Source organism: Pseudomonas syringae CC1557 (genome assembly GCF_000452705.1).
Taxonomy (GTDB): domain Bacteria; phylum Pseudomonadota; class Gammaproteobacteria; order Pseudomonadales; family Pseudomonadaceae; genus Aquipseudomonas; species Aquipseudomonas syringae_F.
Window position 1 is genome coordinate 4,272,591 of record NZ_CP007014.1, and the last position, 23,424, is coordinate 4,296,014.

Genomic DNA, 23,424 nt, shown 5'->3' on the forward strand with positions numbered 1-23,424 from the left:
CTGAAAGCCTCGAGCCTCAAGCCTCAAGCCTCAAACCACAAGTTCAAAACGACTGGCGTCTGACTTGTGGCGGGTGGCTTGTGGCTGGCAGCTGACGGCTTGCAGCTGACGTTAATTAAGATGCTCGACGCGAATACGGACTACCGGACCTGCCACATCCTGCAACGCTTCAAGGGCATGAATGGCGTCATTGATGCGCTGCTCCAGTACGCGATGCGTCAGCAGGATCATCGGCACCAGGCCATCGTGTTCTTCGACTTCCTTTTGCATGATCGATTCTATGTTTATACCGCGCTCGGACAGGATGCTTGCTACCTGAGCCAGAACGCCCGGATGATCCTTGGCCTGAATACGCAGATAGTAGGCGCTTTCACAGGCTTCGATCGGCAGGATCGGGTGGGCGGACAGCGAATCAGGCTGGAAGGCCAGATGCGGCACACGGTTTTCCGGATCGGACGTCATGGCACGCACTACGTCCACCAGGTCGGCCACCACCGAAGAGGCGGTAGGCTCCATACCTGCGCCAGCACCGTAGAACAGTGTCGAACCCGATGCGTCGCCATTGACCATGACCGCGTTCATCACGCCATTGACGTTAGCGATCAGACGATCAGCCGGGATCAGCGTCGGGTGCACGCGCAGTTCAATGCCCTGAGCCGTGCTGCGCGCAACACCCAGGTGCTTGATGCGATAGCCCAGCGCCTCGGCGTAGTTCACGTCTGCGGTGGTCAGTTTGGTAATGCCTTCGGTGTAGGCCTTGTCAAACTGCAGCGGGATGCCAAAGGCGATGGAGGCCAGAATCGTCAGTTTGTGCGCCGCGTCGATGCCTTCGACGTCGAACGTCGGATCAGCCTCGGCATAACCCAGCGCCTGGGCTTCAGCCAGAACATCCGGAAACGTACGGCCCTTCTCGCGCATTTCGGTGAGGATGAAGTTGCCAGTGCCGTTGATGATGCCTGCAACCCAGTTGATGCGGTTTGCCGACAGGCCTTCACGAATGGCCTTGATGACCGGAATACCGCCCGCAACCGCTGCTTCGAACGCGACAATGACGCCCTTCTCGCGCGCCTTGGCGAAAATCTCGTTGCCATGCACAGCGATCAGCGCTTTGTTGGCTGTCACAACATGCTTGCCGTTCTCAATGGCTTTGAGGACCAGTTCACGGGCAATGGTGTAGCCGCCGATCAGCTCGACGACGATGTCGATTTCAGGGTTGGTCGCAACGGCAAACACATCACTGGTCGTAGGTGTACCGGCAATCTGGCAGTTGGGGTTTGGTGTACGAACCGCAATCTGCGCAACTTCGATTCCACGCCCTGCACGGCGGGCAATCTCCTCGGCGTTACGCTGAAGCACGTTGAAAGTACCGCCACCGACAGTACCCAGCCCACATATGCCTACTTTGACCGGTTTCACTGATGAACTCCCCCGAAAAACAGCCGAACCTGAATCGACTGTGAAAAACCGCCGCATGTCGCCATACGACTACAAATCCGACGAAGCGCCGAAAAGCGTGCGCCTCACATTCATGAGGCGGTCTTCTTGACGACGCAGAACTATTTGGCGCCCATTGCCAGTTTGGCAACCTGAGCAGCGGGCTGGTAGCCCGGAATTACCTGACCGTCGGCCAGAACGATCGCTGGTGTACCGTTCACGCCGATCGACTGACCGATCTCGTATTGCTTGCTGACCGGATTGTCACATTTGGCAGCCTTGATGTCCTTGCCGTCGACCATACGGTCCATGGCGCTTTTACGGTCCTTGGAGCACCAGACGGCCTGCAACTGCTCGTCGCCAGGAGAACCCAGCCCCTGGCGCGGGAACGCCATGTAACGGACTTCGACACCCATCTTGTTCAACTGGGCCACTTCTTCGTGCAGCTTGTGGCAATACGGGCAGGTGGTGTCGGTGAACACGGTGATGTGCGACTTGGTCTCACCAACTGCCGGGTACACCACCATATCGGAAAGAGGAATGGCATTGATGGTCTTGGAAATGGCCAGACGCTCGGTCTTCTCGGTCAGGTTGACCGGCTTGCCGTTCTGCACTTGAAAAAGGTAGCCCTGCACCACGAACTGACCGTCAGCACTGGCATACAGCACGCGGCCGCCTTTGAGTTTGACCTCGTAAAGACCGGTGAGCGGGCTCGGCGAGATACTCTCGACCGGCAGTTCGAGCTGGAGCGAATCCAGCGTCTTGCGAATGGCCTGATCGGGCGCGGCATCTGCCACGGCAAACATACTGAATGTGCCAGCCAGCATGACAGCGGCGGCAGCGAAAATCTGAGACAAACGCATGAAAACTCCTATGACGGCGGACAGACTGAAGGCTGCGATAAACAGGGGGCCAGCCTTGATCTGCGAAACCGGCAAAGCCTATCACATTAGGACTTAAAGACCGCCCTGCACTGACGTAAGACTTTTCGCGACTCAGACGAGAAATCAGCCGCGCGGATGATGCTTCGCATGAATTTCCTGCAATCGCGCACGTGCAACATGGGTGTAGATCTGGGTGGTCGACAGGTCACTGTGTCCGAGGAGCATCTGCACCACGCGCAAGTCGGCGCCATGATTGAGCAAATGGGTTGCAAAGGCGTGACGCAAGGTGTGCGGCGACAGCGATTTGCCGATACCGGCGACTGTCGCCTGGTGCTTGATACGGTGCCAGAAGGTCTGGCGGGTCATCTGGTCGCCACGGGTGCTGGGGAACAGCACGTCGCTGGGCTTTCCGCCGAGCAGTTCGTCGCGGGCGCCACGCAGGTAGCGTTCGACCCAGACGATGGCCTCTTCGCCCATCGGCACCAGTCGCTCCTTGCTGCCTTTGCCCATCACTCGCAGCACGCCCTGACGCAGATTGACCTGCTCCAGCGTCAGGCTGATCAGTTCCGTCACGCGCAAACCGCAGGCGTACAGCACTTCCAGCATCGCCCGGTCGCGCTGACCAATGGGCTCGCTCAGATCAGGAGCAGCCAACAGCGCTTCGACATCGGCCTCGGACAACGATTTGGGCAGCGGCTTGCCCAACTGAGGCATGTCGATCTGTAAGGTCGGATCAACTGCAATCAGCTTTTCGCGCAGCAGGTAGCGATAAAAGCCCCGTGCGCCGGACAGAAAGCGGGCGGTAGAACGTGGTTTGTAGGCATTGTCCACGCGCCACGCCAGATGATCGAGGATCACTTCGCGCCCGGCACTGGGCAGATCAACGCTCCGCTCCTGCAACCAGCCGTTGAACAGCGCCAGATCGCTGCGGTATGAATCACGGGTATTGTCGGACAGGCCCTTTTCGAGCCAGAGCGCGTCCAGAAACTGATCAATCAGCGGGTGGTCGATGGCAGCCATTTTTACTCATTACGTGTGGGGATACGCCAGGAGCGAATCATCAAACAGCAGACAGCAAAAAGGCAGCCCTGAGGCTGCCTTTTTTATGCATCGAAAAACTGTATCAGGACAGTTTTTCCTTGATGCGCGCTGCTTTACCGGACAGGTCACGCAGGTAGTACAGTTTGGCCTTGCGAACGTCACCGCGACGTTTCACTGCCATGCTGTCGATTTGCGGACTGTAAGTCTGGAAAGTACGCTCAACGCCAACACCGTTGGAGATTTTACGAACAGTGAAAGCACTGTTCACGCCACGGTTACGCTTGGCAATTACAACGCCTTCGAATGCTTGCAGACGAGCGCGGTCGCCTTCCTTCACTTTTACCTGAACGACAATGGTGTCGCCCGGTGCAAAGGTAGGGATCTCTTTGGTCATCTGCTCTGCTTCGAGGGCAAGAATGATTTTGTTAGTCATGCTGGTGCTCCTAAGGTAATCCGTCTGGATCGACCATCGATACGTTAACTATCGTCCCGCTCGCGGATGTATTCCGCCAGCAGCTTCTTCTCTTCTCCAGAAAGCGAGCGGCTTTCCAGAAGATCAGCGCGTCGTTCATAGGTCCGCCCAAGGGACTGCTGTAAACGCCAACGCCGGATGTGCGCGTGATTGCCACTAAGCAACACGTCGGGAACACGCTGATCCGCATACACCTCAGGTCGGGTGTAGTGCGGGCAATCCAGCAGACCATCCGTGAAGGAATCTTCCTCCGCGGAGTCCACATGCCCTAAAGCTCCAGGCAGCAGCCGCGTAACCGCGTCAATCAGGACCATCGCCGGCAGCTCGCCACCGGAAAGAACATAGTCACCAATCGACCACTCTTCATCGACATGAGCATCAATAAAACGCTCGTCAATGCCTTCATAACGACCGGCGATGAGGATAATCGCTTCCTCCTGCGCCAGTTCGCGTACCGCAGACTGATTCAGTTGGCGGCCTTGTGGCGACAGGTAGATCACCTTCGCCGCATCCCCTGCCGCTTGCCTGGCCTGAACCAGAGCATCTTCAAGGGGCTTGATCTTCATCACCATGCCCGGACCACCGCCAAATGGGCGATCATCCACAGTGTGATGGCGATCAGTGGTGTAATCCCGCGGATTCCAACAAGTCAGCTGCAAGAGCCCTTGTTTCACCGCACGGCTGGTTATGCCGTATTCGCTGATGGCGGAAAACATCTCGGGAAACAGACTGATGACTTCTATGCGCAGGCTGGCCATGGCATTCAGAAGTCCGCGTCCCAATCCACCTTCATCTCGCCAGCACCCATGTCGACTGCCAACACGCATTGCTCCGTATAGGGCAACAGACGTTCGCGATCATCAAGGCTGCCCGCGCAGGGCTTTACAACCATTACATCGTTCGAACCGGTTTCGAGCAGGTGATCGATTTTCCCGAGCAATTGCCCAAGTTGATCAATGACCTTGAGGCCTTCAAGCTGGTACCAGTAGTACTCGCCATCGTCCAGATCAGGGAACAGGTTACGCGGCACACAGATGTCGTAACCGGAGAGAAGACGGGCTTCTTCACGATCATCAAGATCTTTGAGCTTTGTGACCAGGAACTTGCTCTGCAAGCGTCCACTGACCAGCTCCACCTGTTTCTCAACGCTGCCTTCGCGCCGAAGCGTCCAGGTTTTGTAGTCCAACAGGTTTCCAATCGGATCAGTAAAGGAATAAACCTTCACTTCGCCGCGAACGCCATGAACCGAGTAAATCTTGCCAATGACGATCAGATCGTCGGCAGATGCAGGCGTCGCGTTCATAAGACTCAGGCCGCGGCCTTGGTCTTGTTGTGCTCTTTGAGCAGCTGTGCAACGCGCTCAGAAGTTTGTGCACCAACGCTCAACCAGTAGTTGACGCGTTCTTCGTTAACGGACAAGCGGATTTCCTGACCACGGGCAACAGGGTTGAAGAAACCAACCTGTTCCTTGTGGGAACCGTCACGAGCATTACGGCTGTCGGTTACGGTCAAGTGGTAAAACGGGCGCTTTTTGGAGCCGCCAAGGGCAAGACGGATGGTTAGCATTGAACATCGTTCCTGTAGTCGGTGCTGCAAATCTAAGATGCACAGCGGGCATAGGTGCCCGAAAGGCCGCATATTCTAAGGAATATCCCGACTTTTGCAAATGTCTTTTTCCGGCGCCTATCGGCATGCCTTCCAGATTTGCCAAGAAGCTGTCTGTGTGACAGCAGGTAAAAGCCCGCATAACGCGGGCTGGCCGGGGGTCACCCCCCGTATGAAAGCGTGCAAAGTCTTTTGCACGCCCCTCAATTACATTTTCGGCATGCCGCCGCCGGGTAGCATTCCACCCATGCCGCGCATCATTTTGGCCATTCCGCCCTTGGCGGAGAATTTCTTCATCATCTTCTGCATCTGTTTGTGCTGCTTGATCAGACGCCCGATATCCTGAACCTGCGTACCCGAACCCATGGCGATACGACGCTTGCGCGAGCCACTGACCAGATCCGGATCGCGGCGCTCGGCCGGGGTCATCGAGTTGATGATGGCTTCCATCTGCTTGAACTGCTTTTCAGCGGCGCCCTGGGCATTGCCCATTTGCGACAGATTGACACCGCCGATGCTCGGCAACTTGTCCATCAGGCCGCCAAGACCGCCCATGTTCTTCATTTGCTGCAATTGATCGCGGAAGTCTTCGAGATCGAAGCCTTTGCCCTTTTTGAGCTTTTTCGCGAGCTTGTCGGCCTTGTCCTTGTCGAGGGTCTGTTCAGCCTGCTCGATCAGGCTGAGCACGTCGCCCATGCCAAGGATTCGCGATGCGATACGGTCCGGGTGGAACGGCTCCAGCGCTTCGCTCTTCTCGCCCATACCAATGAACTTGATCGGCTTGCCGGTAATTGCACGCACCGACAGCGCCGCGCCGCCGCGCGCATCACCATCGACCTTGGTCAGGATCACGCCGGTCAGTGGCAACGCGTCGCCAAAGGCCTTTGCAGTGTTGGCCGCATCCTGGCCGGTCATTGCATCGACCACGAACAGCGTTTCGACCGGCTTGACCGCTGCGTGCAGCGCCTGGATCTCGCCCATCATCTCGACGTCGACGTGCAGGCGACCCGCAGTATCGACGATGACCACGTCGATGAACTTGAGCTTCGCTTCTTTAATAGCAGCCTGAGCGATCTCGACCGGCTTCTGACTGATATCGGAAGCGAAGAAGGTCACACCGATATCATTGGCCAGTGTTTCGAGCTGCTTGATGGCTGCGGGACGATAAACGTCGACCGACACCACCATCACGGTTTTCTTCTTGCGCTCCTTGAGGAAGCGCGCCAGCTTGCCCGCCGTGGTGGTCTTGCCCGCGCCCTGCAGACCCGCCATGAGAATGACAGCCGGAGGCGTGACGTTGAGCACCAGATCTTCGTTGGCGGCGCCCATCAGGCTTTCGAGTTCGGCCTGGACGATCTTCACGAACGCCTGGCCCGGCGTCAGGCTGCGCGACACCTCGGTGCCGACTGCACGTTCCTTGACGCTGTTGACGAAGTCCTTCACCACCGGCAAGGCGACATCGGCTTCAAGCAACGCCATGCGCACTTCGCGCAAGGTATCCTTGATGTTGTCCTCGTTCAGCTTGGCCTTGCCAGTAACGTGGCGCAGCGTCTGCGAGAGGCGGTCAGTCAGATTTTCAAACATGCGCGATCCTTTCAGGCTCTGGTCGAACCCCGGTTGATGCGGCCCGGCCCGTAATGCAGAAATGGTGCTCGGCGAGCCTGCGGCTTGAGCAGGTCGCGGATTATAGCGAAGACTCCGCCGCACGGACACCACGCATACTGCTTCTGTGGTCTTTCGTGATTCGCCGGTTCTATGCCAAACTCAGCGTCTTTCCAGGCCCGTCCTTCAGGATCTATGTTCCCTTTGCCACCCAGCCTGCTCCCCAGCCTCGCCGCCGCCATCATTTATGCCGCTGCGACCGTCTATCAGGGCCTGCGCCTGAGCCAGACCGCCAAGCCCGACAAACGGCTGCTTTGCCTGCTCGGCGCGCTGGCCGTCATGGCTCACGCCATCGGTCTTTATTCCCAGTTGGCGCGCCCTGCCGGCCTCGGCCTGGACTTTTTCAACTCAGCCAGCCTGATCGCCGCGTCGGTGATTGCCGTGACCCTGATCGCCACCTCGCGCATCCCGGTGGAAAACCTGCTGGTCCTGCTGTTCCCGCTCGGCATGGTCACCGTGCTACTGGCGCAGTTCGCCCCTAGCGGGACGGTACAGCCGATTCAGGAAGAGCCGGGCATCCTCAGCCACATTCTCTTGTCGCTGCTGGCTTACGGCATGTTCACCATTGCCGCATTTCAGGCCCTGCTGTTGCTGTTGCAGGATTACCGGCTCAAGCACAAGCACCCTTCCGGACTGATCAAGAACTTCCCGCCATTGCAAACCATGGAGAGCCTGCTGTTCGGCTTCCTCTGGGCGGGCTGGATACTGCTGTCGCTGTCGCTGATCTCCGGCTGGCTGTTCGTTGAAAACCTGTTTGCCCAGCATCTGGCGCACAAGACCCTGCTCGCCTGTCTGGCGTGGGTAGTCTTCAGCGTGTTGCTGTGGGGACGCAATCGTCTCGGCTGGCGCGGGCACAAGGCCATTCGCTGGACGCTGGGCGGTTTCTGCCTGCTGATGCTGGCCTACTTCGGCAGCAAGCTGGTCCGTGAATTCATTCTGCACATCTGACGGGCTCTGATCATGGATAATCTGCCCATTGGCCCACTGCTTGGCGTCCTCGCCCTGCTGATTCTCTGGGCCAGCCTGCTGACCGCTGTCGAGGCCGCCCACCACCAGCTCAAAACGATTCGCGCCGCCAGTCGCCCCGAAAAGGCCGCTGCGCTGCCTGACCTGGCGTTCAACCTGAACAGCCTGATTCTGGTCAATACCCTGATCAATGTGCTGATCACCGTGATCGCCACACTGATCGCTGCCAACTACTGGTTCTATAACGGGCCGACCGTGGCGTGGCTGGGCACTGTGAGCGTCATGCTGGTGTTCGCCGAATATGTCCCGCGCCGACTTGCAAGCCGCCATCCCGTCGCCACGCTGATGCTGGGTAACGGGGTGCTGCGTATCCCGATGAAGATCGTCTGGCCGCTGGCCTTCGTTTTCAATTTGATCGCCAAGACCCTGCTGCGCCCCTTCCTCTCGCGCCATGTACCGCAACAGGATGAAGCCTTCGAAGATGACGCGCAGAAGCCCGTCAGAAAGGAGGTCGTGCAGGAACACAACCCACGCAGCAACGTGCTGTCGGGCATAAGGGCGCTGGACAGCATCACCGTCAATGACATCCTGATCCCGCGTAACGAAGTCGACGGTGTAAATCTTGACGATTCCATTGAGCTGATCATCGAGCGCCTGATCATTTCCCGCCACACTCGCCTGCCGGTCTATCACAACGATATCAATCAGGTGCAAGGCGTTATCAATACCCGGGACATCAGCCATCTGCTGCCCAAGGCGACCCTCACCAAAGAGCAGTTGCTGGCGGTTTGCTACGAGCCTTATTTCGTACCGGAAAGCACTCCACTGCAACTGCAACTGCTGAATTTCCACAAGCAGCAGCGGCGTCTGGGTGTCGTGGTGGACGAATACGGTGAGGTGCTGGGTATCGTTACCCTGGAAGACATTCTCGAAGAAATTGTCGGTGAGTTCGAAAACGAGCAGAAACTCGACAACCCTCATGTCAAACGCCAGGAAGACGGCCGTCTTGAAGTGGAAGGTGCCGCCTCTATTCGCGAGCTGAACAAGAGCCTTGGCTGGCACCTGCCATGCGACGGACCGAAGACCCTCAATGGTCTGGTCACCGAAGCGCTGGAGACCATCCCTGAAGCTGCGGTCTGCCTGAAAATCGGGCCTTATCGGCTGGAGATTCTGGAGACCGAGGAAAACCGCGTCACGCGTGTCGCCATGTGGCACAACACGCTGGTCCAGACGTTTAAATAGTCTCTGACTTCATACCTCTCTGCCCGCGCCACCATTGCCTGTCAGCCCATTCGGGTTACTCTTCTCAGTGCAGCACCACAATCACAATAATGATCGCTCGCCTGTACACGCTTCAGGCTGACAGGCGAAATGACCGTCGGGGAATCCCATGACCAGCACTCCTCTCTCTGCTGTAGACAACGAGGCGCCCGCAAAACCGGCGAACTCGACCACCCGCGTCGCCACCGCCAGTTTTATCGGCACAGCCATCGAGTTCTACGACTTCTACGTCTACGCTACTGCCGCTGCGCTGGTAATCGGCCCGGTCTTTTTCCCGCAGACCTCAGGCACGGCACAAATGCTGTCGTCGTTCCTGACCTTCGGCATTGCCTTTCTCGCCCGCCCGCTGGGTTCGGCGCTGTTCGGCCATTTCGGTGACCGGGTCGGGCGTAAGTCGACGCTTGTGGCTTCGCTGCTGTTGATGGGCGTGTGTACCACGTTGATCGGCGTGCTGCCCGGCTATGCAACGATCGGCGCATGGGCACCGATTCTGCTCTGCGTGCTGCGCTTTGGTCAGGGGCTTGGGCTGGGTGGTGAATGGGGTGGCGCTGCCCTGCTGGCCACCGAGAATGCGCCCAAGGGTAAACGCGGCTGGTACGGTATGTTTCCGCAGCTGGGGCCATCGATCGGTTTTCTGGCGGCCAATGGACTGTTTCTGGCGCTGGCGATGACCCTCGACGACGAACAATTTCGCTCGTGGGGCTGGCGAATCCCGTTCCTGCTCAGCGCGGTGCTGGTCATGGTCGGACTGTACGTGCGCCTGAAACTGGAAGAGACACCAGTGTTCGCCAAGGCCATGGCGCGCCATGAGCGTGTCAGCATGCCGATCGTCGAGACCTTCAGCCAGCACTGGAAGCCCATGCTGCTGGGTGCCGCATCAATGGTGGTCTGTTATGCGCTGTTCTATATCTCGACAGTGTTTTCGCTGAGCTACGGCGTATCCACGCTGGGCTACACCCGCGAGACCTTCCTCGGACTGCTGTGCGTTGCAGTGCTGTTCATGGCGGCCGCCACGCCGATGGCGGCACTGGCAAGCGACCGGTTCGGACGCAAACCCGTGTTGATTGTCGGCGGCGTGCTGGCGATCCTCTCAGGCTTCACCATGGAACCGCTGTTGACCCATGGCAGTACATGGGCGGTGGCGCTGTTCCTGTGCGTTGAGTTGTTTCTGATGGGCATCACCTTTGCCCCCATGGGCGCGCTGCTGCCAGAACTGTTCCCCACACAAGTGCGCTACACCGGCGCTTCAGCAGCCTATAACCTGGGTGGAATCGTTGGCGCTTCGGTGGCCCCCTTCTTCGCCCAGAAACTGGTAGCGATGGGCGGTTTGAGCTGGGTGGGCGGGTATGTCTCGGCAGCAGCGCTGATCAGCGTGCTGGCAGTGTTGAGCCTCAAGGAGACGAGAGGCAAAGAGCTATGAACCGCAAGCGGCAAGAAGAAGCGTGGCGCTCTTTCTTGCCGCTTGCAGCTTGAGGGATGCAGCTAAACCCTACAGCTCGACTTTGACCGCTTGAGCGGCTCGGGTCGCTTTGGCCCGGGCAGCTTCGATGGATTCGTCTCGGGCCAGGGCGACGCCCATGCGGCGCTGGCCGTTGACTTCCGGCTTGCCGAACAGGCGCAGTGCGGTGTCCGGCTCCGCCAGAGCAGCACCGAGGTTGGAAAAAGCGGTCTGAGTGGACTGGCCTTCGACCAGAATCACTGCCGATGCAGACGGGCCGAACTGGCGAATCAGCGGAATCGGCAGGCCCAGAATCGCACGAGCGTGCAAGGCAAACTGCGACAGGTCCTGAGAAATCAGGGTAACCAGGCCGGTGTCATGCGGGCGCGGCGAGACTTCGCTGAACCACACTTGATCGCCTTTGATGAACAGCTCGACACCAAACATACCGCGACCGCCCAGCGCCTCGGTCACTGCTTTGGCGACACGCTCGGACTCGGCCAATGCGACCGGGCTCATGGCTTGTGGCTGCCAGGATTCCTGATAATCACCCTTCTCCTGACGATGGCCAACCGGCGCGCAGAAGGTGGTGCCGCCGATGTGCCGCACGGTCAGCAGGGTGATTTCGTAATCGAAGTCGATGAAGCCCTCGACGATCACTCGGCCCTTGCCGGCGCGACCACCCTCCTGAGCGTAGTCCCAGGCTTTCTGTACGTCGTCGGCGCTCTTGAGCAGGCTCTGCCCTTTGCCCGAAGAACTCATGACCGGTTTCACCACACACGGGAAACCGAGGTCTTCAACGGCTTTGCTGTAGGCCTCGAAGGTGTCGGCAAAATGATACGGCGAGGTCGGCAGCTTCAGCTCTTCCGCAGCAAGACGACGGATGCCTTCACGGTTCATGGTCAACTGTGCGGCGCGCGCGGTCGGAATCACCGTGAAGCCTTCGGCCTCAAGTTCCACCAGCGTCGCAGTGGCAATGGCTTCGATTTCCGGGACGATGAAATGCGGCTTTTCAGCCTCGATCACGGCGCGCAGTGCAGCGCCGTCGAGCATATTGACGACATGACTACGATGGGCGACCTGCATGGCGGGTGCGTTTTCATAACGGTCAACAGCAATCACTTCAACGCCAAGGCGCTGCAGCTCGATCACGACTTCCTTGCCCAATTCGCCGCTGCCGCAGAACAGTACGCGCGTCGCGGTAGGCGACAGTGGAGTTCCGATTTGAGTCATCTCAGGTCCTCGTGAGGCAGATATCAAGCGCCGCTCGCGTCGTGCGAACAACCGCTGTGGAGAAAGGCGCGCAATTTACCACGAACCCCGGTCAAACGGGGCTCAGCCGGGGCAAGCGCTGTTGCGTGCGCGCCAGGCCATGATCATCCAGACAAGGGTGACACCCGCGAGCTTGGAGGCCAGCGCAGTCAGCACAACCGGTGCGGTCAGGGCGTCGATCATGCCGAAGAAGATAAAGGTATCCAGCGGAATGCTCAGCGCCGAACTGATCCACAATCGGTCGCGCAACGGGCGTTTGGTGATGCTGAACACCAGCCAGTCGATACATTCGGATACCGCGAAGGCCGTGGCGCTGGCCAGTGCAATGGTCGGGTCGCTGGTGACATAGGACAGCACCAGCGCCATCAGCATGGCAACGATAGCGCCATGCCCGAAACGGATCTGCACCATATCGCGCAACACAAACACCAACCCACCCCACGCTGACCAGATGACGTCCAGATGCGGCGCACTGGAAAACGCAAAGTTGATCAGCACGACGCTGCCGATGTAAGCGATCAGAAAAAGCATGGAGGGTCTGGGCCTGTGCAAGCGAGCGGCAATGATAGCAAACGCGGACAAGAGCCGCGCCCAAGCGAGAACCAAAGCGTTATTTCTGAAGCAGGAAATGCATCGACTGCACCGCCCCTATTCGCGAACAAATTCGCTCCTACAAAAGCTCGCGGGTAACCTGTAGGAACGAACTTGTTCGCAAAAGCGGTATTCCTGGCGCAGGAAATGCACTGACTGTCACGCTCTCTTCGCGGACACGTCTGCTCCTGCAAGGCCATCGGAATATCAACGTGCCCCGCCCACCGTCCACATCAATCCACTGACCCTCGCACGTTCGTCACAGAGCCCCAGAACGACACGGCGCTCGTTGTTGCTCATCCGGCTCCACTGGGTAATCTCGCTCACGGTGCGTTGACAGCCGGTGCATACGTCCTGCTCGTCCAGCGAGCAGATATTGACGCAAGGCGAGCGGACCGGTTTTTCAGGTGTCGAGTCGGTACTCATCAATCTTCCTGTACGGCCAGCTCGCGGGCGTAGCGCTGGGCGTTGTGTACGTAATGGGCGGCGCTGGCTTCGAGCATTTTCTTTTGTACGTCCGTGAGTTCGCGGACTATCTTGCCCGGCGAACCCATGACCAGTGAGCCGTCGGGGATGACCTTGCCTTCGCCGATCAGCGAATTGGCGCCGATGATGCAGTACTTCCCGATCTTCGCGCCATTGAGAATGACCGCATTGATACCGATCAGGCTGTAATCGTCGACACTGCAACCGTGCAACATGGCGTTGTGCCCGATAGTCACGCCCCTGCCGATTTGCAGCGGCGAGCCCATGTCGGTGTGCATCACCGTGCCGTCCTGGACATTGCTGTTTTCACCAATATGAATCAGTTCATTATCGCCACGCAGCACGGCGTTGAACCAGACACTGGCCCCCGCTTCCAGCCTGACCTTGCCGATCAGCAGCGCATTGGGTGCAACCCAGCTCTGCGGATCGGTCTGGACGCGGGAATCCCCCAGGCGGTATTTCATGCAGGCTCCTCAAGCGGGTCGTGATAATGGACGCGAATGCGTATGGACAGGCGACTCAGGTGGTCGAGCGCTCTGGCGGATGATGCAGGCTGATGTTGGTGCCGTACAGCACGTTGACCAGTTCGACGATCATGATCGCGGTCAATCCCCAGATCTTGTACTCGCCATAACGATAACTGGGCACGTACCAGCTGCGCCCTTCGTAATCAATGCGATGAGTATGTTCACGTGTGTCCTGACGAAAGAACTCCAGCGGAACACTGAACACTGCCGCGATCTCGCCATCATTCGGGCAATATTCGACGAAATCCGGGATAACACCGACATAGGGCGTAACCTTGATGCCGTGCTTGGAGATCAACGGGCTCAGCGGACCGATGATTTCGACCAGCCCCGGCGGCAGGCCGATTTCCTCTTCGGCCTCGCGCAGGGCGGTGAAAATCAGATCCGGGTCACCAGGATCACGCCGACCGCCAGGGAACGCCACTTCACCGCCATGGGTGGACAGGCCGCTGGCACGCAGAGTCAGGATCAACTCGGGTTGCTCGCTGCGCGTGACAGGCACCAGTACGGCGGCCTCGGGAAATTGTCGATCCGAGTCGAGGGTCTCTGGCGTATGACTGACTACACGGCGAAGTAGCTCATCCAGCATGGCGAATCTCGATCTGTTGCCTGTCTGGCATCATGCACCAAAAGCAACGCTGCGCCCAACCCCTTGCAGGACAACTCATACCATCCGAAGGGTTGCCGAGCCGCCGCACGACAGGCCAAGATAGCGCCTGCGTTCGCCATTGAATAAAACCATGAAATTTTGCAGCCAGTGCGGCAACCCGGTTATCCAGCGTATTCCCGAAGGCGACAGTCGGCTGCGGTATGTCTGCGAGCATTGCCATACCATCCATTACCAGAACCCGAACATTGTCGCGGGTTGTCTGGTAACACTTGGCGAAAGGGTTTTGTTGTGTCGCCGGGCCATCGAGCCGCGCCTGGGCTTCTGGACGCTGCCGGCCGGCTTCATGGAAAACGGCGAGACCATCGAACAGGCCGCGCGCCGCGAAACCGTCGAGGAGGCCTGCGCTACGCTCACTGACCTGCACCTGTATACAATGATCGACGTGCCGCACATCAATCAGGTGCATGTGTTCTACAGAGCGGAAATGGCGTCTCCCGAATTCGCCGCGGGTGTCGAGAGCCTCGAAGTACAGCTATTCGACGAGGCCGACATTCCGTGGTCCGACCTTGCCTTCATGACGGTCAGGCGCACGCTGGAGAGCTTTTTTGCTGATCGGCGTCAACAGGCATACCCGGTTCACACCAGCGCCCTGCCCCCGTCAAGGCCGCTGCTGGACACCTGAATTTCAGAGACGCAAACAACATCGGCGCTTTTTATAACAAGGGCCGTCAGGAAAATCGTAATGCGCTGGTTGCTCGCCTTCTTCTGCCTGTCATTCGTACCGCTGTCGCAGGCTGCGTTCACGCAGACCATCGTGCCAAAGGGCAGCGAACAGAAAATCATCAACAATAAAGTCATCAACACTGAAAGCATTGCCAGCAAGAAGATCGACAAGGTATTGGTGCTCAAGTCTGCGCGTCAGTTGCAACTGATCAGTGGCGGCGAAGCGCTCAAGACTTATCGCATCTCGCTGGGTAAAAACCCTAAAGGCACCAAACTGCAGGAAGGCGACCAGCGCACGCCGGAAGGTTTTTACTGGCTTGACTGGCGCAAGCCCAGTAACAATTACAACCTGTCGATGCACATTTCCTACCCGAACATCACAGACTCGGCGCGCTCGCGCAGGGAAGGCGTGAAACCGGGCAGCATGATCATGATTCACGGCACGCCGGTGGACGAGGAATATCCGGAATGGTACTTCCACACGCTGGACTGGACCAACGGCTGCATCGCGATGAAGAACAACGACATGCGGGAAGTCTGGGATCTGGTGAAAGACGGGACAATGATCGAAATTCGGCCTTGATCATTGCAGCGGATCAGCGCGCTGCGGCGCGTAGTCAAGATCGGACCCTCAGAAATCTTCCAGCCGCCACACTTCATAAGCGGGCGTTTGGTAGGGATGGCTCTGTTTGAGAGCCGCCACTACGTGCTGAATAAAGTCATCGGCCACGACCAGCTCGACTTTCCATTCTTCAACCTGCTCAACGACTCCACTCTGCCCGAGAAATGGCTGACTGCCATCCAGCGGGCGGAACTGACCGTGGCCGAGCACTTGCCATGCGCATTGGTCGTAAGCGCCGATTCGCCCTGCTCCAGCAGCAAATACAGCGCTCTTGACCTGGTCCACATGGCTCGGCGGAACAAAGAACGCGAGCTTGTACATGTGCCTTAGTTAACCCAGACCCGCGCGTTGCGGAACATGCGCATCCAGGCAGCGTCTTCGTTCCAGTCTTCAGGACGCCACGAGTTCTGCACAGCGCGGAATACACGCTCAGGGTGCGGCATCATGATGGTCACGCGACCGTCGAGGGTGGTCATGCCGCCAATACCGCGCGGTGAACCGTTCGGGTTGGCCGGGTAACTTTCAGTCACCTTGCCGTGGTTATCCACGAAACGCAGCGCCACAGTGCCGGACACATCCGCTTCAAGCAGCGCATCGTCATTGCGGAACTCGGCATGGCCTTCGCCGTGCGCGATGGCGATTGGCATGCGCGAACCGGCCATGCCTTGCAGGAAGATCGACGCCGACTCCTGAACCTGAACCATTGCCACACGAGCTTCGAACTGCTCGGAACGGTTACGCACGAAATGCGGCCAGAACTCGCTGCCCGGAATCAGTTCGTGCAGGTTGGACAACATCTGGCAACCGTTGCACACGCCCAGCGTGAAACTGTCGGAGCGCTCGAAGAAGCCCTGGAACGCATCGCGGGCACGGCTGTTGAACAAGGCCGACTTGGCCCAACCCTCACCGGCACCCAGCACGTCGCCATACGAGAAACCACCGCAGGCAACCATGCCCTTGAAGTCGTTCAGGTCGACACGACCGGCCAGAATGTCGCTCATGTGTACGTCAATCGCGTTGAAACCGGCGCGATCAAAGGCGGCTGCCATCTCGACCTGACCGTTGACGCCCTGCTCGCGCAGCACGGCAACCTGAGGACGTACGCCGGTCTTGATGTAAGGCGCAGCGATATCGTCATTGACGTCGAAGCCCAGCTTGACGGTCAGACCTGGATTTTCCTCTTCCAGCAAGGCATCGAATTCCTGATCAGCGCATTCGGCGTTATCGCGCAGACGCTGGATCTGGTAACTGGTTTCGGCCCATTGACGCTGGAGCAAACGGCGCTGACCGCTGAATACGGGCTCGCCAAGGAAACTGATCGAGACTTCGTCGTTGTTGATCGGCTGACCGATAACCGCGACGCAATCTGCCAGACCGGCTGCGCTGAACTGCGACAGCACCAGCGGCGTAGCGTCCTGACGAACCTGAATGACAGCACCCAGCTCTTCGTTGAACAGAATCGCGTTCAGCTCGGACGCGTTATCGGCCAGACCGTCGAGGTGCAGGTTCAGCCCGCAATGACCGGCGAAAGCCATTTCCAGTGCGCTGACCAGCAAACCACCGTCGGAACGGTCGTGATAGGAAAGAATATGACCGTCGGCATTAAGGCCCTGAATAACGGCAAAGAAGGCCTTGAGGTCTTCAGCGTCGTCGACATCCGGTGCGACACGACCCAGCTTGCCATGGGTCTGCGCCAGAATGGAGGCGCCCATACGGTTCTGACCACGACCCAGATCGATCAGGATCAGGTCAGTGATGCCCTTGTCCATGCGCAGTTCCGGGGTCAGGGTCTGGCGAATGTCGACCACAGGCGCGAAGCCAGTCACGATCAGCGACAGCGGCGAGGTCACGCTCTTCTCGGTGCCTTCATCGCTCCAACGGGTTTTCATGGACATCGAGTCCTTGCCCACCGGGATCGTGATGCCCAGCTCCGGACACAGCTCCATACCGACCGCTTTCACGGTGTCATACAAGCGTGCATCTTCACCGGGATGGCCAGCCGCCGACATCCAGTTGGCCGACAGTTTGATGTCGGACAGCTTGCCGATGCGCGACGCTGCAATGTTGGTCAGGGTTTCGCCAATCGCCATACGGCCGGACGCCGGAGCATCCAGCAGTGCCAGCGGGGTGCGCTCGCCCATGGCCATTGCTTCGCCGGTGTTGACGTCGAAGCTGGTCGCGGTCACAGCGCAGTCTGCAACTGGCACCTGCCATGGACCAACCATCTGATCGCGGGCGACCAGACCGGTAATGCTGCGGTCACCGATGGTGATCAGGAAGCTCTTGCTGGCGACCGCCGGGTGACGCAATACGCGCTGTACGCTTTCTTCGATATCCAGCGTGCCCGGATCGAAGTCATCGCCGATCTCTGCCTCACGCTCGACCGAACGGTGCATGCGTGGCGCCTTGCCCAGCAGTACTTCAAGCGGCATGTCCACCGGGCTGTTGCCGAAGTGGCTGTCCGTGACGGTCAGTTGCGGCTCGGCAGTGGCCTCGCCAACCACCGCAAACGGGCAGCGCTCACGCTCGCAAATGGCCTTGAAGCGCTCGTAGTCTTCGACGCCAACCGCCAGCACGTAACGTTCCTGGGATTCATTGCTCCAGATTTCCAGCGGGGCCATGCCCGGCTCGTCATTGGGTACGTTACGCAGCTCGAAGCGCCCACCACGATTGCCATCGTTGACCAGCTCGGGGAAGGCGTTGGACAGACCACCGGCACCGACGTCATGGATGAAGCTGATCGGGTTACGGTCGCCCAACTGCCAGCAGCGGTCGATCACTTCCTGGCAACGACGCTCCATTTCAGGGTTTTCACGCTGAACCGAAGCAAAATCAAGGTCTGCCGAGCTGGTACCGGTCGCCATCGAGGACGCCGCGCCGCCACCCAGACCGATCAGCATGGCCGGACCACCCAGCACGATCAGCTTGGAACCAACAGTAATCTCGGCCTTCTGGACGTGATCTTCGCGGATATTGCCCATACCGCCAGCCAACATGATCGGCTTGTGGTAACCACGGACTTCATCGCCATGCGGCGTGGTGATGGATTGTTCGAAGGTACGGAAGTAGCCGGTCAGCGCCGGACGGCCGAACTCGTTGTTGAACGCCGCGCCACCCAGTGGGCCTTCTATCATGATGTCCAGCGCGGTCACAATGCGCTCGGGCTTGCCGTATGGCACTTCCCAAGGCTGCACGAAACCGGGAATCTGCAGATTGGACACCGTAAAACCGGTCAGGCCCGCCTTTGGCTTCGCACCGCGACCGGTTGCACCTTCGTCACGAATCTCGCCGCCGGAACCAGTCGCTGCGCCAGGAAACGGAGCAATCGCGGTCGGATGGTTGTGAGTCTCGACCTTCATCAGAATATGCACCGGCTCCTGCACCGCGCCGTACTGGCGGGTTTCAGGGTCCGGGAAGAAACGCCCGGCAACGCTGCCGACGATCACCGAAGCGTTGTCCTTGTAAGCGGACAGCACGCCTTCGCTGTGCATCTGATAGGTGTTCTTGATCATGCCGAACAGGCTTTTTTCCTGGCTCTGACCGTCGATATCCCAACTGGCGTTGAAGATCTTGTGACGGCAATGCTCGGAGTTCGCCTGGGCAAACATCATCAGCTCGATGTCATGCGGGTTGCGCCCCAGACCATTGAAGCTGGTGATCAGGTAATCGATTTCGTCTTCGGCGAGGGCCAGGCCCAGCTCGACGTTGGCTTTTTCCAGCGCGGCGCGACCGCCACCCAGAATATCCACCGCCGTCAGCGGCTTTGGCTGAGCGTGACTGAACAGACCGGCGGCCTGCGCGTGATCGCCCAGTACAAGCTGAGTCATCCGGTCATGCAGGCTGTCGGCAATCGCCTGAGCCTCGACATCGCTGAACTGCCCTTCTACATAGAAGGCAATCCCGCGCTCAATGCGCTGGACTTTGCCCAGGCCGCAGTTGCGAGCGATATCGCTGGCCTTGCTCGACCATGGCGAAATAGTGCCAAACCGCGGCAGCACCAGAAACAGTCGGCCGCTCGGCTCTTGAACCGGCACACTCGGGCCGTATTTCAAGAGACGGTCGAGAACCTGCTGTTCTTCGCGAGTCAGAACGTCGGTGACGTCCGCGAAGTGGGCGAATTCGGCGTACAAGCCACTGACAGCTGAAACTTTTTGTTTCAGTTGTTCTAGTAATTTGCTGTGGCGGAAGGCAGAAAGGGCAGGAGCACCGCGCAGGATCAACATCTTCGGGACAGCCTCGAGAAGGGGTGTGCTTTGAGGCCGCGTATTCTAGCCTAAAGCGTGATCTGGATCACCCAAAACGGCAGCATCTCGTGCGCCCGAATGTCGCTCCACCGCAAAAAATGCGACAAATGTCACCAAAAAGCCTTCGCCTATCAGACGCAAGCGTCACTGTCGAGATATGGCGCCCGGTGCGCTTTGCGTATACTGCACCGATGTTCTTCAGACCAGACTTCCGCCCACGTTGCGCCAAGTGGCTCATCGCAACCGGACTCTTCCTGATGCTCGGTGCCTGTGTTGAGAAACCCAACACATTGGAGCGAGTCAAGGAGGACGGTGTACTGCGCGTGATCACTCGTAACAGCCCGGCGACTTATTTTCAGGATCGCAACGGTGAAACCGGCTTCGAATTCGAGCTGGTGAAGCGTTTTGCCGAGGATTTGGGCGTCGAGCTGAAGATCGAGACCGCCGATAACCTGGACGACCTTTTCGATCAGATGAACAAGCCGGGAGGCCCGGTACTCGGGGCCGCAGGCCTGATCGACACGCCAAAACGCAGGCAGCAAGCACGCTTTTCGCACTCTTATCTGCAAGTGACCCCGCAGGTCATATACCGCAACGGCCAGTCGCGCCCGACCGATCCGGGTGACCTGGTGGGCAAGCGCATTGTGGTTCTCAAGGGCAGCAGCCATGCCGAACAGTTGGCCGCGCTAAAGCTGAAAAATCCACGTATCGAGTACGAAGAGTCTGACGCGGTCGAGGTCGTTGACCTCCTGCGCATGGTCGATGAGGGTCAGATTGATCTGACCCTGGTCGACTCCAACGAACTGGCAATGAACCAGGTTTACTTCCCCAACGTGCGCGTCGCCTTCGATCTGGGCGAAGCCCGTGAACAGCGCTGGGCCGTCGCGCCGGGTGAAGACAACAGCCTGCTCAATGAAATCAACGCCTATCTGGACAAGGTCGAGAAAAACGGCACGCTGCAACGCCTGAAAGACCGCTATTACGGCCATGTTGATGTGCTCGGCTACGTCGGGGCCTACACCTTCGCCCAGCATTTGCAGGAGCGCCTGCCCAAATACGAGAAGCACTTTCAGACTTCGGCAAAGGCAGAGCAGGTCGACTGGAGGCTGCTGGCCGCGATCGGCTATCAGGAATCAATGTGGCAACCGGCAGTCACCTCGAAAACCGGCGTGCGCGGCTTGATGATGCTGACCCAGAACACGGCACAAGCGATGGGCGTCAGCAATCGTCTCGATGCTCGACAGAGCATTCAGGGCGGGGCAAAGTATTTTGCCTACGTAAAGGATCAACTGGACGATAAAATTCAAGAGCCGGATCGCACATGGCTTGCTCTAGCGTCCTACAACATTGGCAGTGGTCATCTTGAAGACGCGCGTAAGCTGGCAGAAAACGAGGGGCTGAACCCGAATAAATGGCTGGACGTGAAAAAAATGCTGCCGCGTCTGGCGCAGAAGAAGTGGTATAGCAAAACCCGATATGGCTATGCCCGAGGCGGCGAACCGGTGCACTTTGTCGCCAACATCCGTCGTTATTACGACATCCTGACGTGGGTCACACAGCCGCAGCTTGAAGGCAGCCAGGTTGCCGATGGCAATCTGCACGTGCCGGGTGTCGATAAAACCCAGCCCACACCTACGCCTAGCCCCGAACCTGCCAGCAGTCCGGAAAAACCGGCACTTTAAACGTTGCCTTTGGCCTTGCTTGCATCTTTGGCCACCCGACGCATCCTGAAAAACTCGCTCAGCATCGCCCCGCACTCCTCGCCCAATACCCCGCCTTCAAACAGCACACGATGATTGAGAAAGCCCTGGCTGAAAAACTGCCCCTGGCTCTGGACTATGCCTGCCTTGGGCTCAAGCGCGCCGTACACCACGCGCACCACCCGCGAATGCACGATCAAACCGGCGCACATGCTGCACGGCTCCAGCGTCACGTACAGCGTACTGCCCGGCAGTCGGTAATTGTCCAGCGCCTTGGCGGCATCACGAATCGCCACCATCTCGGCATGCGCACTGGGGTCGCTGGCGCTGATCGGGCAGTTGTAACCACGACCGATGATCTCGCCGTTCTGCACCACCACCGCGCCGACCGGCACTTCACCCAGTAATGCGCCCTGAGCCGCAAGCGCCAGCGCTTCACGCATGAAGAGCTGATCATGGCTGCGGTCGATGATCTGCGGCTGCCTCATCACGATACCTCGATGGCAGCCATGAGGCCGGTTTCCATGTGATCGATCACATGGCAGTGAAACATCCACACACCCGGATTATCCGCAACCAGCGCTACGCGGGCGCGTTCGTTGCGGCCCAGCAGAAAGGTGTCAGTGAAGTACGGGATGATCTTGCGCCGATTGGACGCGATCACCTTGAAACTCATGCCGTGCAGATGAATCGGGTGTTGGTACTGAGTCATGTTCTTCAATTCAAAAATATAACTCTTGCCCAGCGTCAATTTGGCGATAGGTCGGTCGGCGCAGGTCTTGTCGGTAATGTCCCAGGCCACACCATTGATCTGCCACAGACTCGGCGGCTTGCCGTTGTCGGTGTTGACCGACATCGAGCCGACCCATTCGAAGTTGAAATTGATCTTCTCTGCGTTAGCCAGATCCGGCTCGGCCACCGGATTAGCGGGCAATTCAGGCGGCCACTGCCCTGGCGCATCGTTATTGGCGACCGAACGAAACGTTCCCAGACGCACCGGCCCATTGCGCAACGAAATCTCCTCGCCTGCGGGCGGCGCCTTGATCGCCAGACAGATACGCATGCCCGGCCCCAGCCAGTATTCGTCGCCGAACGGCCGGGGCTTGACCGGGTTGCCGTCCAGCGCATAAATCTGCGCCTCGGCGTCCGGCAGGTTAAGCCGATAGGTCACGGTATTGTCGAGATTGAGCAGGCGCACCCGGGTAATCTGCCCGGCCGGCAGCTCAATGACCGCCTGAGGAACACCGTTCAGCGTCGAAAGCCGACCTGCCGTGCCTTCTCGCGCCGCCTCGCGCAGCACGCTGAACTCGGTAAAAGCGCCCTCTTCGTCCACATGCCAGCTTTTCAGACTGACCGTGCGCTCATAGGCAAAACCGGTCGGCTCACGCTCTTCCACGATCAACGGCCCGACCAGCCCACGTCCCAACTCTTCGCTACTGTTGAGGTGCGGGTGGTACCAGTAACTGCCAGCGTCCGGCACCCGGAACTTGTAATCGAAATACTCGCCCGGCTTGACCGGCAACTGCGAAACGTACGGCACGCCGTCCATCTCCAGCGGCAACCGGATACCGTGCCAGTGAATAGTCGTCTCGACCGGCAACTGATTGATGAAACGCAACCGCAGCCACTCGCCCTGCCGGACGCGCAACTCTGTGCCCGGAGCAGAACCGCCGAATGCCCAGGCAGGTGTCTTGTGACCCGATACCAGCTCTATATCCAGCGGCGCAGCGATCAGCACGAAATCCGACCCCGCTTCCGACTCACGGCGCCCCATCCAGTAACGCGAAGCACCGCCCGCGCCAAGGCCGACAACGGCCAGACCGGCAATACCTGTGAGGATTTGACGACGGGTGAAAGACATGAACG

General features: G+C 58.7%; 22 protein-coding genes and 1 pseudogene. 6 read left to right on the plus strand and 17 right to left on the minus strand.

From position 1 onward, the window contains the following. Positions 1 to 111 precede the first annotated feature (111 nt). The 8 genes from N018_RS18815 to ffh all read right to left on the minus strand — a co-directional run bounded on the left by N018_RS18815 (position 112) and on the right by ffh (position 7,020). A complete protein-coding gene (locus N018_RS18815; protein ID WP_025390451.1) occupies positions 112 to 1,416 on the minus strand; it encodes a homoserine dehydrogenase in 1,305 nt (434 codons plus the stop codon). Positions 1,417 to 1,556: 140 nt separating this feature from the next. Further along, positions 1,557 to 2,297: a bifunctional protein-disulfide isomerase/oxidoreductase DsbC gene (gene dsbC / locus N018_RS18820; protein ID WP_024644337.1), complete on the minus strand. Its 741-nt coding sequence runs from the start codon at positions 2,295 to 2,297 to the stop codon at positions 1,557 to 1,559. 144 nt (positions 2,298 to 2,441) lie between these two features. Beyond that, positions 2,442 to 3,338, minus strand: a complete 897-nt coding sequence (gene xerD / locus N018_RS18825; protein ID WP_024644336.1) for a site-specific tyrosine recombinase XerD — start codon at positions 3,336 to 3,338, stop codon at positions 2,442 to 2,444. Between the two features lie 103 nt (positions 3,339 to 3,441). Continuing rightward, complete coding sequence (rplS, locus tag N018_RS18830) at positions 3,442 to 3,792, minus strand: 50S ribosomal protein L19 (RefSeq protein WP_002552524.1); 351 nt, start codon at positions 3,790 to 3,792, stop codon at positions 3,442 to 3,444. Positions 3,793 to 3,836: 44 nt separating this feature from the next. Beyond that, positions 3,837 to 4,589, minus strand: coding sequence for a tRNA (guanosine(37)-N1)-methyltransferase TrmD (gene trmD, locus N018_RS18835; RefSeq protein ID WP_002552523.1), 753 nt, complete (start codon positions 4,587 to 4,589; stop codon positions 3,837 to 3,839). Between the two features lie 5 nt (positions 4,590 to 4,594). After that, entirely contained in the window at positions 4,595 to 5,134 is a 540-nt protein-coding gene (rimM, locus tag N018_RS18840; RefSeq protein WP_025390452.1) for a ribosome maturation factor RimM, read from the minus strand. A gap of 5 nt (positions 5,135 to 5,139) precedes the next feature. Continuing rightward, positions 5,140 to 5,397, minus strand: coding sequence for a 30S ribosomal protein S16 (gene rpsP / locus N018_RS18845; protein WP_002552521.1), 258 nt, complete (start codon positions 5,395 to 5,397; stop codon positions 5,140 to 5,142). A gap of 246 nt (positions 5,398 to 5,643) precedes the next feature. Further along, positions 5,644 to 7,020: a signal recognition particle protein gene (gene ffh, locus N018_RS18850; protein WP_024644334.1), complete on the minus strand. Its 1,377-nt coding sequence runs from the start codon at positions 7,018 to 7,020 to the stop codon at positions 5,644 to 5,646. Between the two features lie 213 nt (positions 7,021 to 7,233). Between ffh and N018_RS18855 the strand changes: the two genes are divergently transcribed. From N018_RS18855 to N018_RS18865, 3 genes are all read left to right on the plus strand, one after another. After that, positions 7,234 to 8,046: a cytochrome C assembly family protein gene (locus tag N018_RS18855; protein ID WP_024644333.1), complete on the plus strand. Its 813-nt coding sequence runs from the start codon at positions 7,234 to 7,236 to the stop codon at positions 8,044 to 8,046. Between the two features lie 12 nt (positions 8,047 to 8,058). Beyond that, positions 8,059 to 9,306 carry a CNNM domain-containing protein gene (locus N018_RS18860; protein ID WP_025390453.1) on the plus strand — a complete coding sequence of 416 codons (1,248 nt, stop codon included), beginning with the start codon at positions 8,059 to 8,061 and terminating at the stop codon, positions 9,304 to 9,306. A gap of 148 nt (positions 9,307 to 9,454) precedes the next feature. Next, the gene (locus N018_RS18865) at positions 9,455 to 10,765 is read left to right on the plus strand and encodes an MFS transporter (protein WP_025390454.1); all 1,311 of its coding nucleotides are present in this window, start codon (positions 9,455 to 9,457) and stop codon (positions 10,763 to 10,765) included. A 69-nt stretch (positions 10,766 to 10,834) separates the two neighbouring features. Here the strand turns inward: N018_RS18865 and purT are convergent, their stop codons facing one another. The 5 genes from purT to N018_RS18890 form a co-directional block, all read right to left on the minus strand. Beyond that, on the minus strand, positions 10,835 to 12,016 hold the full coding sequence (gene purT, locus N018_RS18870) for a formate-dependent phosphoribosylglycinamide formyltransferase (RefSeq protein WP_024644330.1): 1,182 nt from the start codon (positions 12,014 to 12,016) through the stop codon (positions 10,835 to 10,837). A gap of 102 nt (positions 12,017 to 12,118) precedes the next feature. Then, positions 12,119 to 12,586, minus strand: a complete 468-nt coding sequence (locus N018_RS18875) for a VUT family protein (RefSeq protein ID WP_025390455.1) — start codon at positions 12,584 to 12,586, stop codon at positions 12,119 to 12,121. 267 nt (positions 12,587 to 12,853) lie between these two features. Further along, the gene (locus tag N018_RS18880; protein WP_024644328.1) at positions 12,854 to 13,072 is read right to left on the minus strand and encodes a DUF1289 domain-containing protein; all 219 of its coding nucleotides are present in this window, start codon (positions 13,070 to 13,072) and stop codon (positions 12,854 to 12,856) included. Next, on the minus strand, positions 13,072 to 13,596 hold the full coding sequence (locus N018_RS18885) for a gamma carbonic anhydrase family protein (RefSeq protein ID WP_024644327.1): 525 nt from the start codon (positions 13,594 to 13,596) through the stop codon (positions 13,072 to 13,074). The genes N018_RS18880 and N018_RS18885 overlap by 1 nt, the downstream gene beginning before the upstream one ends. 55 nt (positions 13,597 to 13,651) lie before the next feature. Continuing rightward, positions 13,652 to 14,248 carry a CoA pyrophosphatase gene (locus N018_RS18890; RefSeq protein ID WP_024644326.1) on the minus strand — a complete coding sequence of 199 codons (597 nt, stop codon included), beginning with the start codon at positions 14,246 to 14,248 and terminating at the stop codon, positions 13,652 to 13,654. A 151-nt stretch (positions 14,249 to 14,399) separates the two neighbouring features. On the opposite strand from N018_RS18890, the gene N018_RS18895 reads away from it, so the two are divergent. Further along, positions 14,400 to 14,951, plus strand: coding sequence for an NUDIX hydrolase (locus N018_RS18895; protein WP_025390456.1), 552 nt, complete (start codon positions 14,400 to 14,402; stop codon positions 14,949 to 14,951). A gap of 204 nt (positions 14,952 to 15,155) precedes the next feature. Next, positions 15,156 to 15,575 (plus strand): annotated as a pseudogene (locus tag N018_RS18900) (L,D-transpeptidase family protein); the annotation flags it as partial. Positions 15,576 to 15,623: 48 nt separating this feature from the next. Here N018_RS18900 and N018_RS18905 read toward each other — a convergent pair. Both N018_RS18905 and purL read right to left on the minus strand, forming a co-directional pair. Continuing rightward, positions 15,624 to 15,935, minus strand: coding sequence for a Nif3-like dinuclear metal center hexameric protein (locus N018_RS18905; RefSeq protein WP_025390458.1), 312 nt, complete (start codon positions 15,933 to 15,935; stop codon positions 15,624 to 15,626). 5 nt (positions 15,936 to 15,940) lie between these two features. Further along, positions 15,941 to 19,837 carry a phosphoribosylformylglycinamidine synthase gene (gene purL, locus N018_RS18910; RefSeq protein ID WP_025390459.1) on the minus strand — a complete coding sequence of 1,299 codons (3,897 nt, stop codon included), beginning with the start codon at positions 19,835 to 19,837 and terminating at the stop codon, positions 15,941 to 15,943. Positions 19,838 to 20,049: 212 nt separating this feature from the next. On the opposite strand from purL, the gene mltF reads away from it, so the two are divergent. Continuing rightward, a complete protein-coding gene (mltF, locus tag N018_RS18915) occupies positions 20,050 to 21,540 on the plus strand; it encodes a membrane-bound lytic murein transglycosylase MltF (RefSeq protein WP_080274873.1) in 1,491 nt (496 codons plus the stop codon). Here mltF and tadA read toward each other — a convergent pair. Next, a complete protein-coding gene (gene tadA, locus N018_RS18920; protein WP_025390461.1) occupies positions 21,537 to 22,046 on the minus strand; it encodes a tRNA adenosine(34) deaminase TadA in 510 nt (169 codons plus the stop codon). The two genes, mltF and tadA, sit on opposite strands and share 4 nt — an antisense overlap. Continuing rightward, on the minus strand, positions 22,046 to 23,419 hold the full coding sequence (locus N018_RS18925; protein ID WP_025390462.1) for a multicopper oxidase family protein: 1,374 nt from the start codon (positions 23,417 to 23,419) through the stop codon (positions 22,046 to 22,048). The genes tadA and N018_RS18925 overlap by 1 nt, the downstream gene beginning before the upstream one ends. Positions 23,420 to 23,424: the final 5 nt, after the last annotated feature.

Bases quoted from the DNA above. Each gene is read 5' to 3' on its own strand.
- N018_RS18875 (WP_025390455.1), bottom strand. From the start codon at position 12,586: ATGCTTTTTCTGATCGCTTACATCGGCAGCGTCGTGCTGATCAACTTT.
- N018_RS18925 (WP_025390462.1), bottom strand. From the start codon at position 23,419: ATGTCTTTCACCCGTCGTCAAATCCTCACAGGTATTGCCGGTCTGGCC.
- N018_RS18865 (WP_025390454.1), top strand. From the start codon at position 9,455: ATGACCAGCACTCCTCTCTCTGCTGTAGACAACGAGGCGCCCGCAAAA.
- N018_RS18885 (WP_024644327.1), bottom strand. From the start codon at position 13,596: ATGAAATACCGCCTGGGGGATTCCCGCGTCCAGACCGATCCGCAGAGC.
- N018_RS18890 (WP_024644326.1), bottom strand. From the start codon at position 14,248: ATGCTGGATGAGCTACTTCGCCGTGTAGTCAGTCATACGCCAGAGACC.
- xerD (WP_024644336.1), bottom strand. From the start codon at position 3,338: ATGGCTGCCATCGACCACCCGCTGATTGATCAGTTTCTGGACGCGCTC.
- N018_RS18855 (WP_024644333.1), top strand. From the start codon at position 7,234: ATGTTCCCTTTGCCACCCAGCCTGCTCCCCAGCCTCGCCGCCGCCATC.
- N018_RS18880 (WP_024644328.1), bottom strand. From the start codon at position 13,072: ATGAGTACCGACTCGACACCTGAAAAACCGGTCCGCTCGCCTTGCGTC.
- N018_RS18905 (WP_025390458.1), bottom strand. From the start codon at position 15,935: ATGTACAAGCTCGCGTTCTTTGTTCCGCCGAGCCATGTGGACCAGGTC.
- mltF (WP_080274873.1), top strand. From the start codon at position 20,050: ATGTTCTTCAGACCAGACTTCCGCCCACGTTGCGCCAAGTGGCTCATC.
- rplS (WP_002552524.1), bottom strand. From the start codon at position 3,792: ATGACTAACAAAATCATTCTTGCCCTCGAAGCAGAGCAGATGACCAAA.
- rimM (WP_025390452.1), bottom strand. From the start codon at position 5,134: ATGAACGCGACGCCTGCATCTGCCGACGATCTGATCGTCATTGGCAAG.
- purL (WP_025390459.1), bottom strand. From the start codon at position 19,837: ATGTTGATCCTGCGCGGTGCTCCTGCCCTTTCTGCCTTCCGCCACAGC.
- rpsP (WP_002552521.1), bottom strand. From the start codon at position 5,397: ATGCTAACCATCCGTCTTGCCCTTGGCGGCTCCAAAAAGCGCCCGTTT.
- tadA (WP_025390461.1), bottom strand. From the start codon at position 22,046: ATGAGGCAGCCGCAGATCATCGACCGCAGCCATGATCAGCTCTTCATG.
- purT (WP_024644330.1), bottom strand. From the start codon at position 12,016: ATGACTCAAATCGGAACTCCACTGTCGCCTACCGCGACGCGCGTACTG.
- N018_RS18895 (WP_025390456.1), top strand. From the start codon at position 14,400: ATGAAATTTTGCAGCCAGTGCGGCAACCCGGTTATCCAGCGTATTCCC.
- trmD (WP_002552523.1), bottom strand. From the start codon at position 4,589: ATGGCCAGCCTGCGCATAGAAGTCATCAGTCTGTTTCCCGAGATGTTT.
- ffh (WP_024644334.1), bottom strand. From the start codon at position 7,020: ATGTTTGAAAATCTGACTGACCGCCTCTCGCAGACGCTGCGCCACGTT.
- N018_RS18860 (WP_025390453.1), top strand. From the start codon at position 8,059: ATGGATAATCTGCCCATTGGCCCACTGCTTGGCGTCCTCGCCCTGCTG.
- dsbC (WP_024644337.1), bottom strand. From the start codon at position 2,297: ATGCGTTTGTCTCAGATTTTCGCTGCCGCCGCTGTCATGCTGGCTGGC.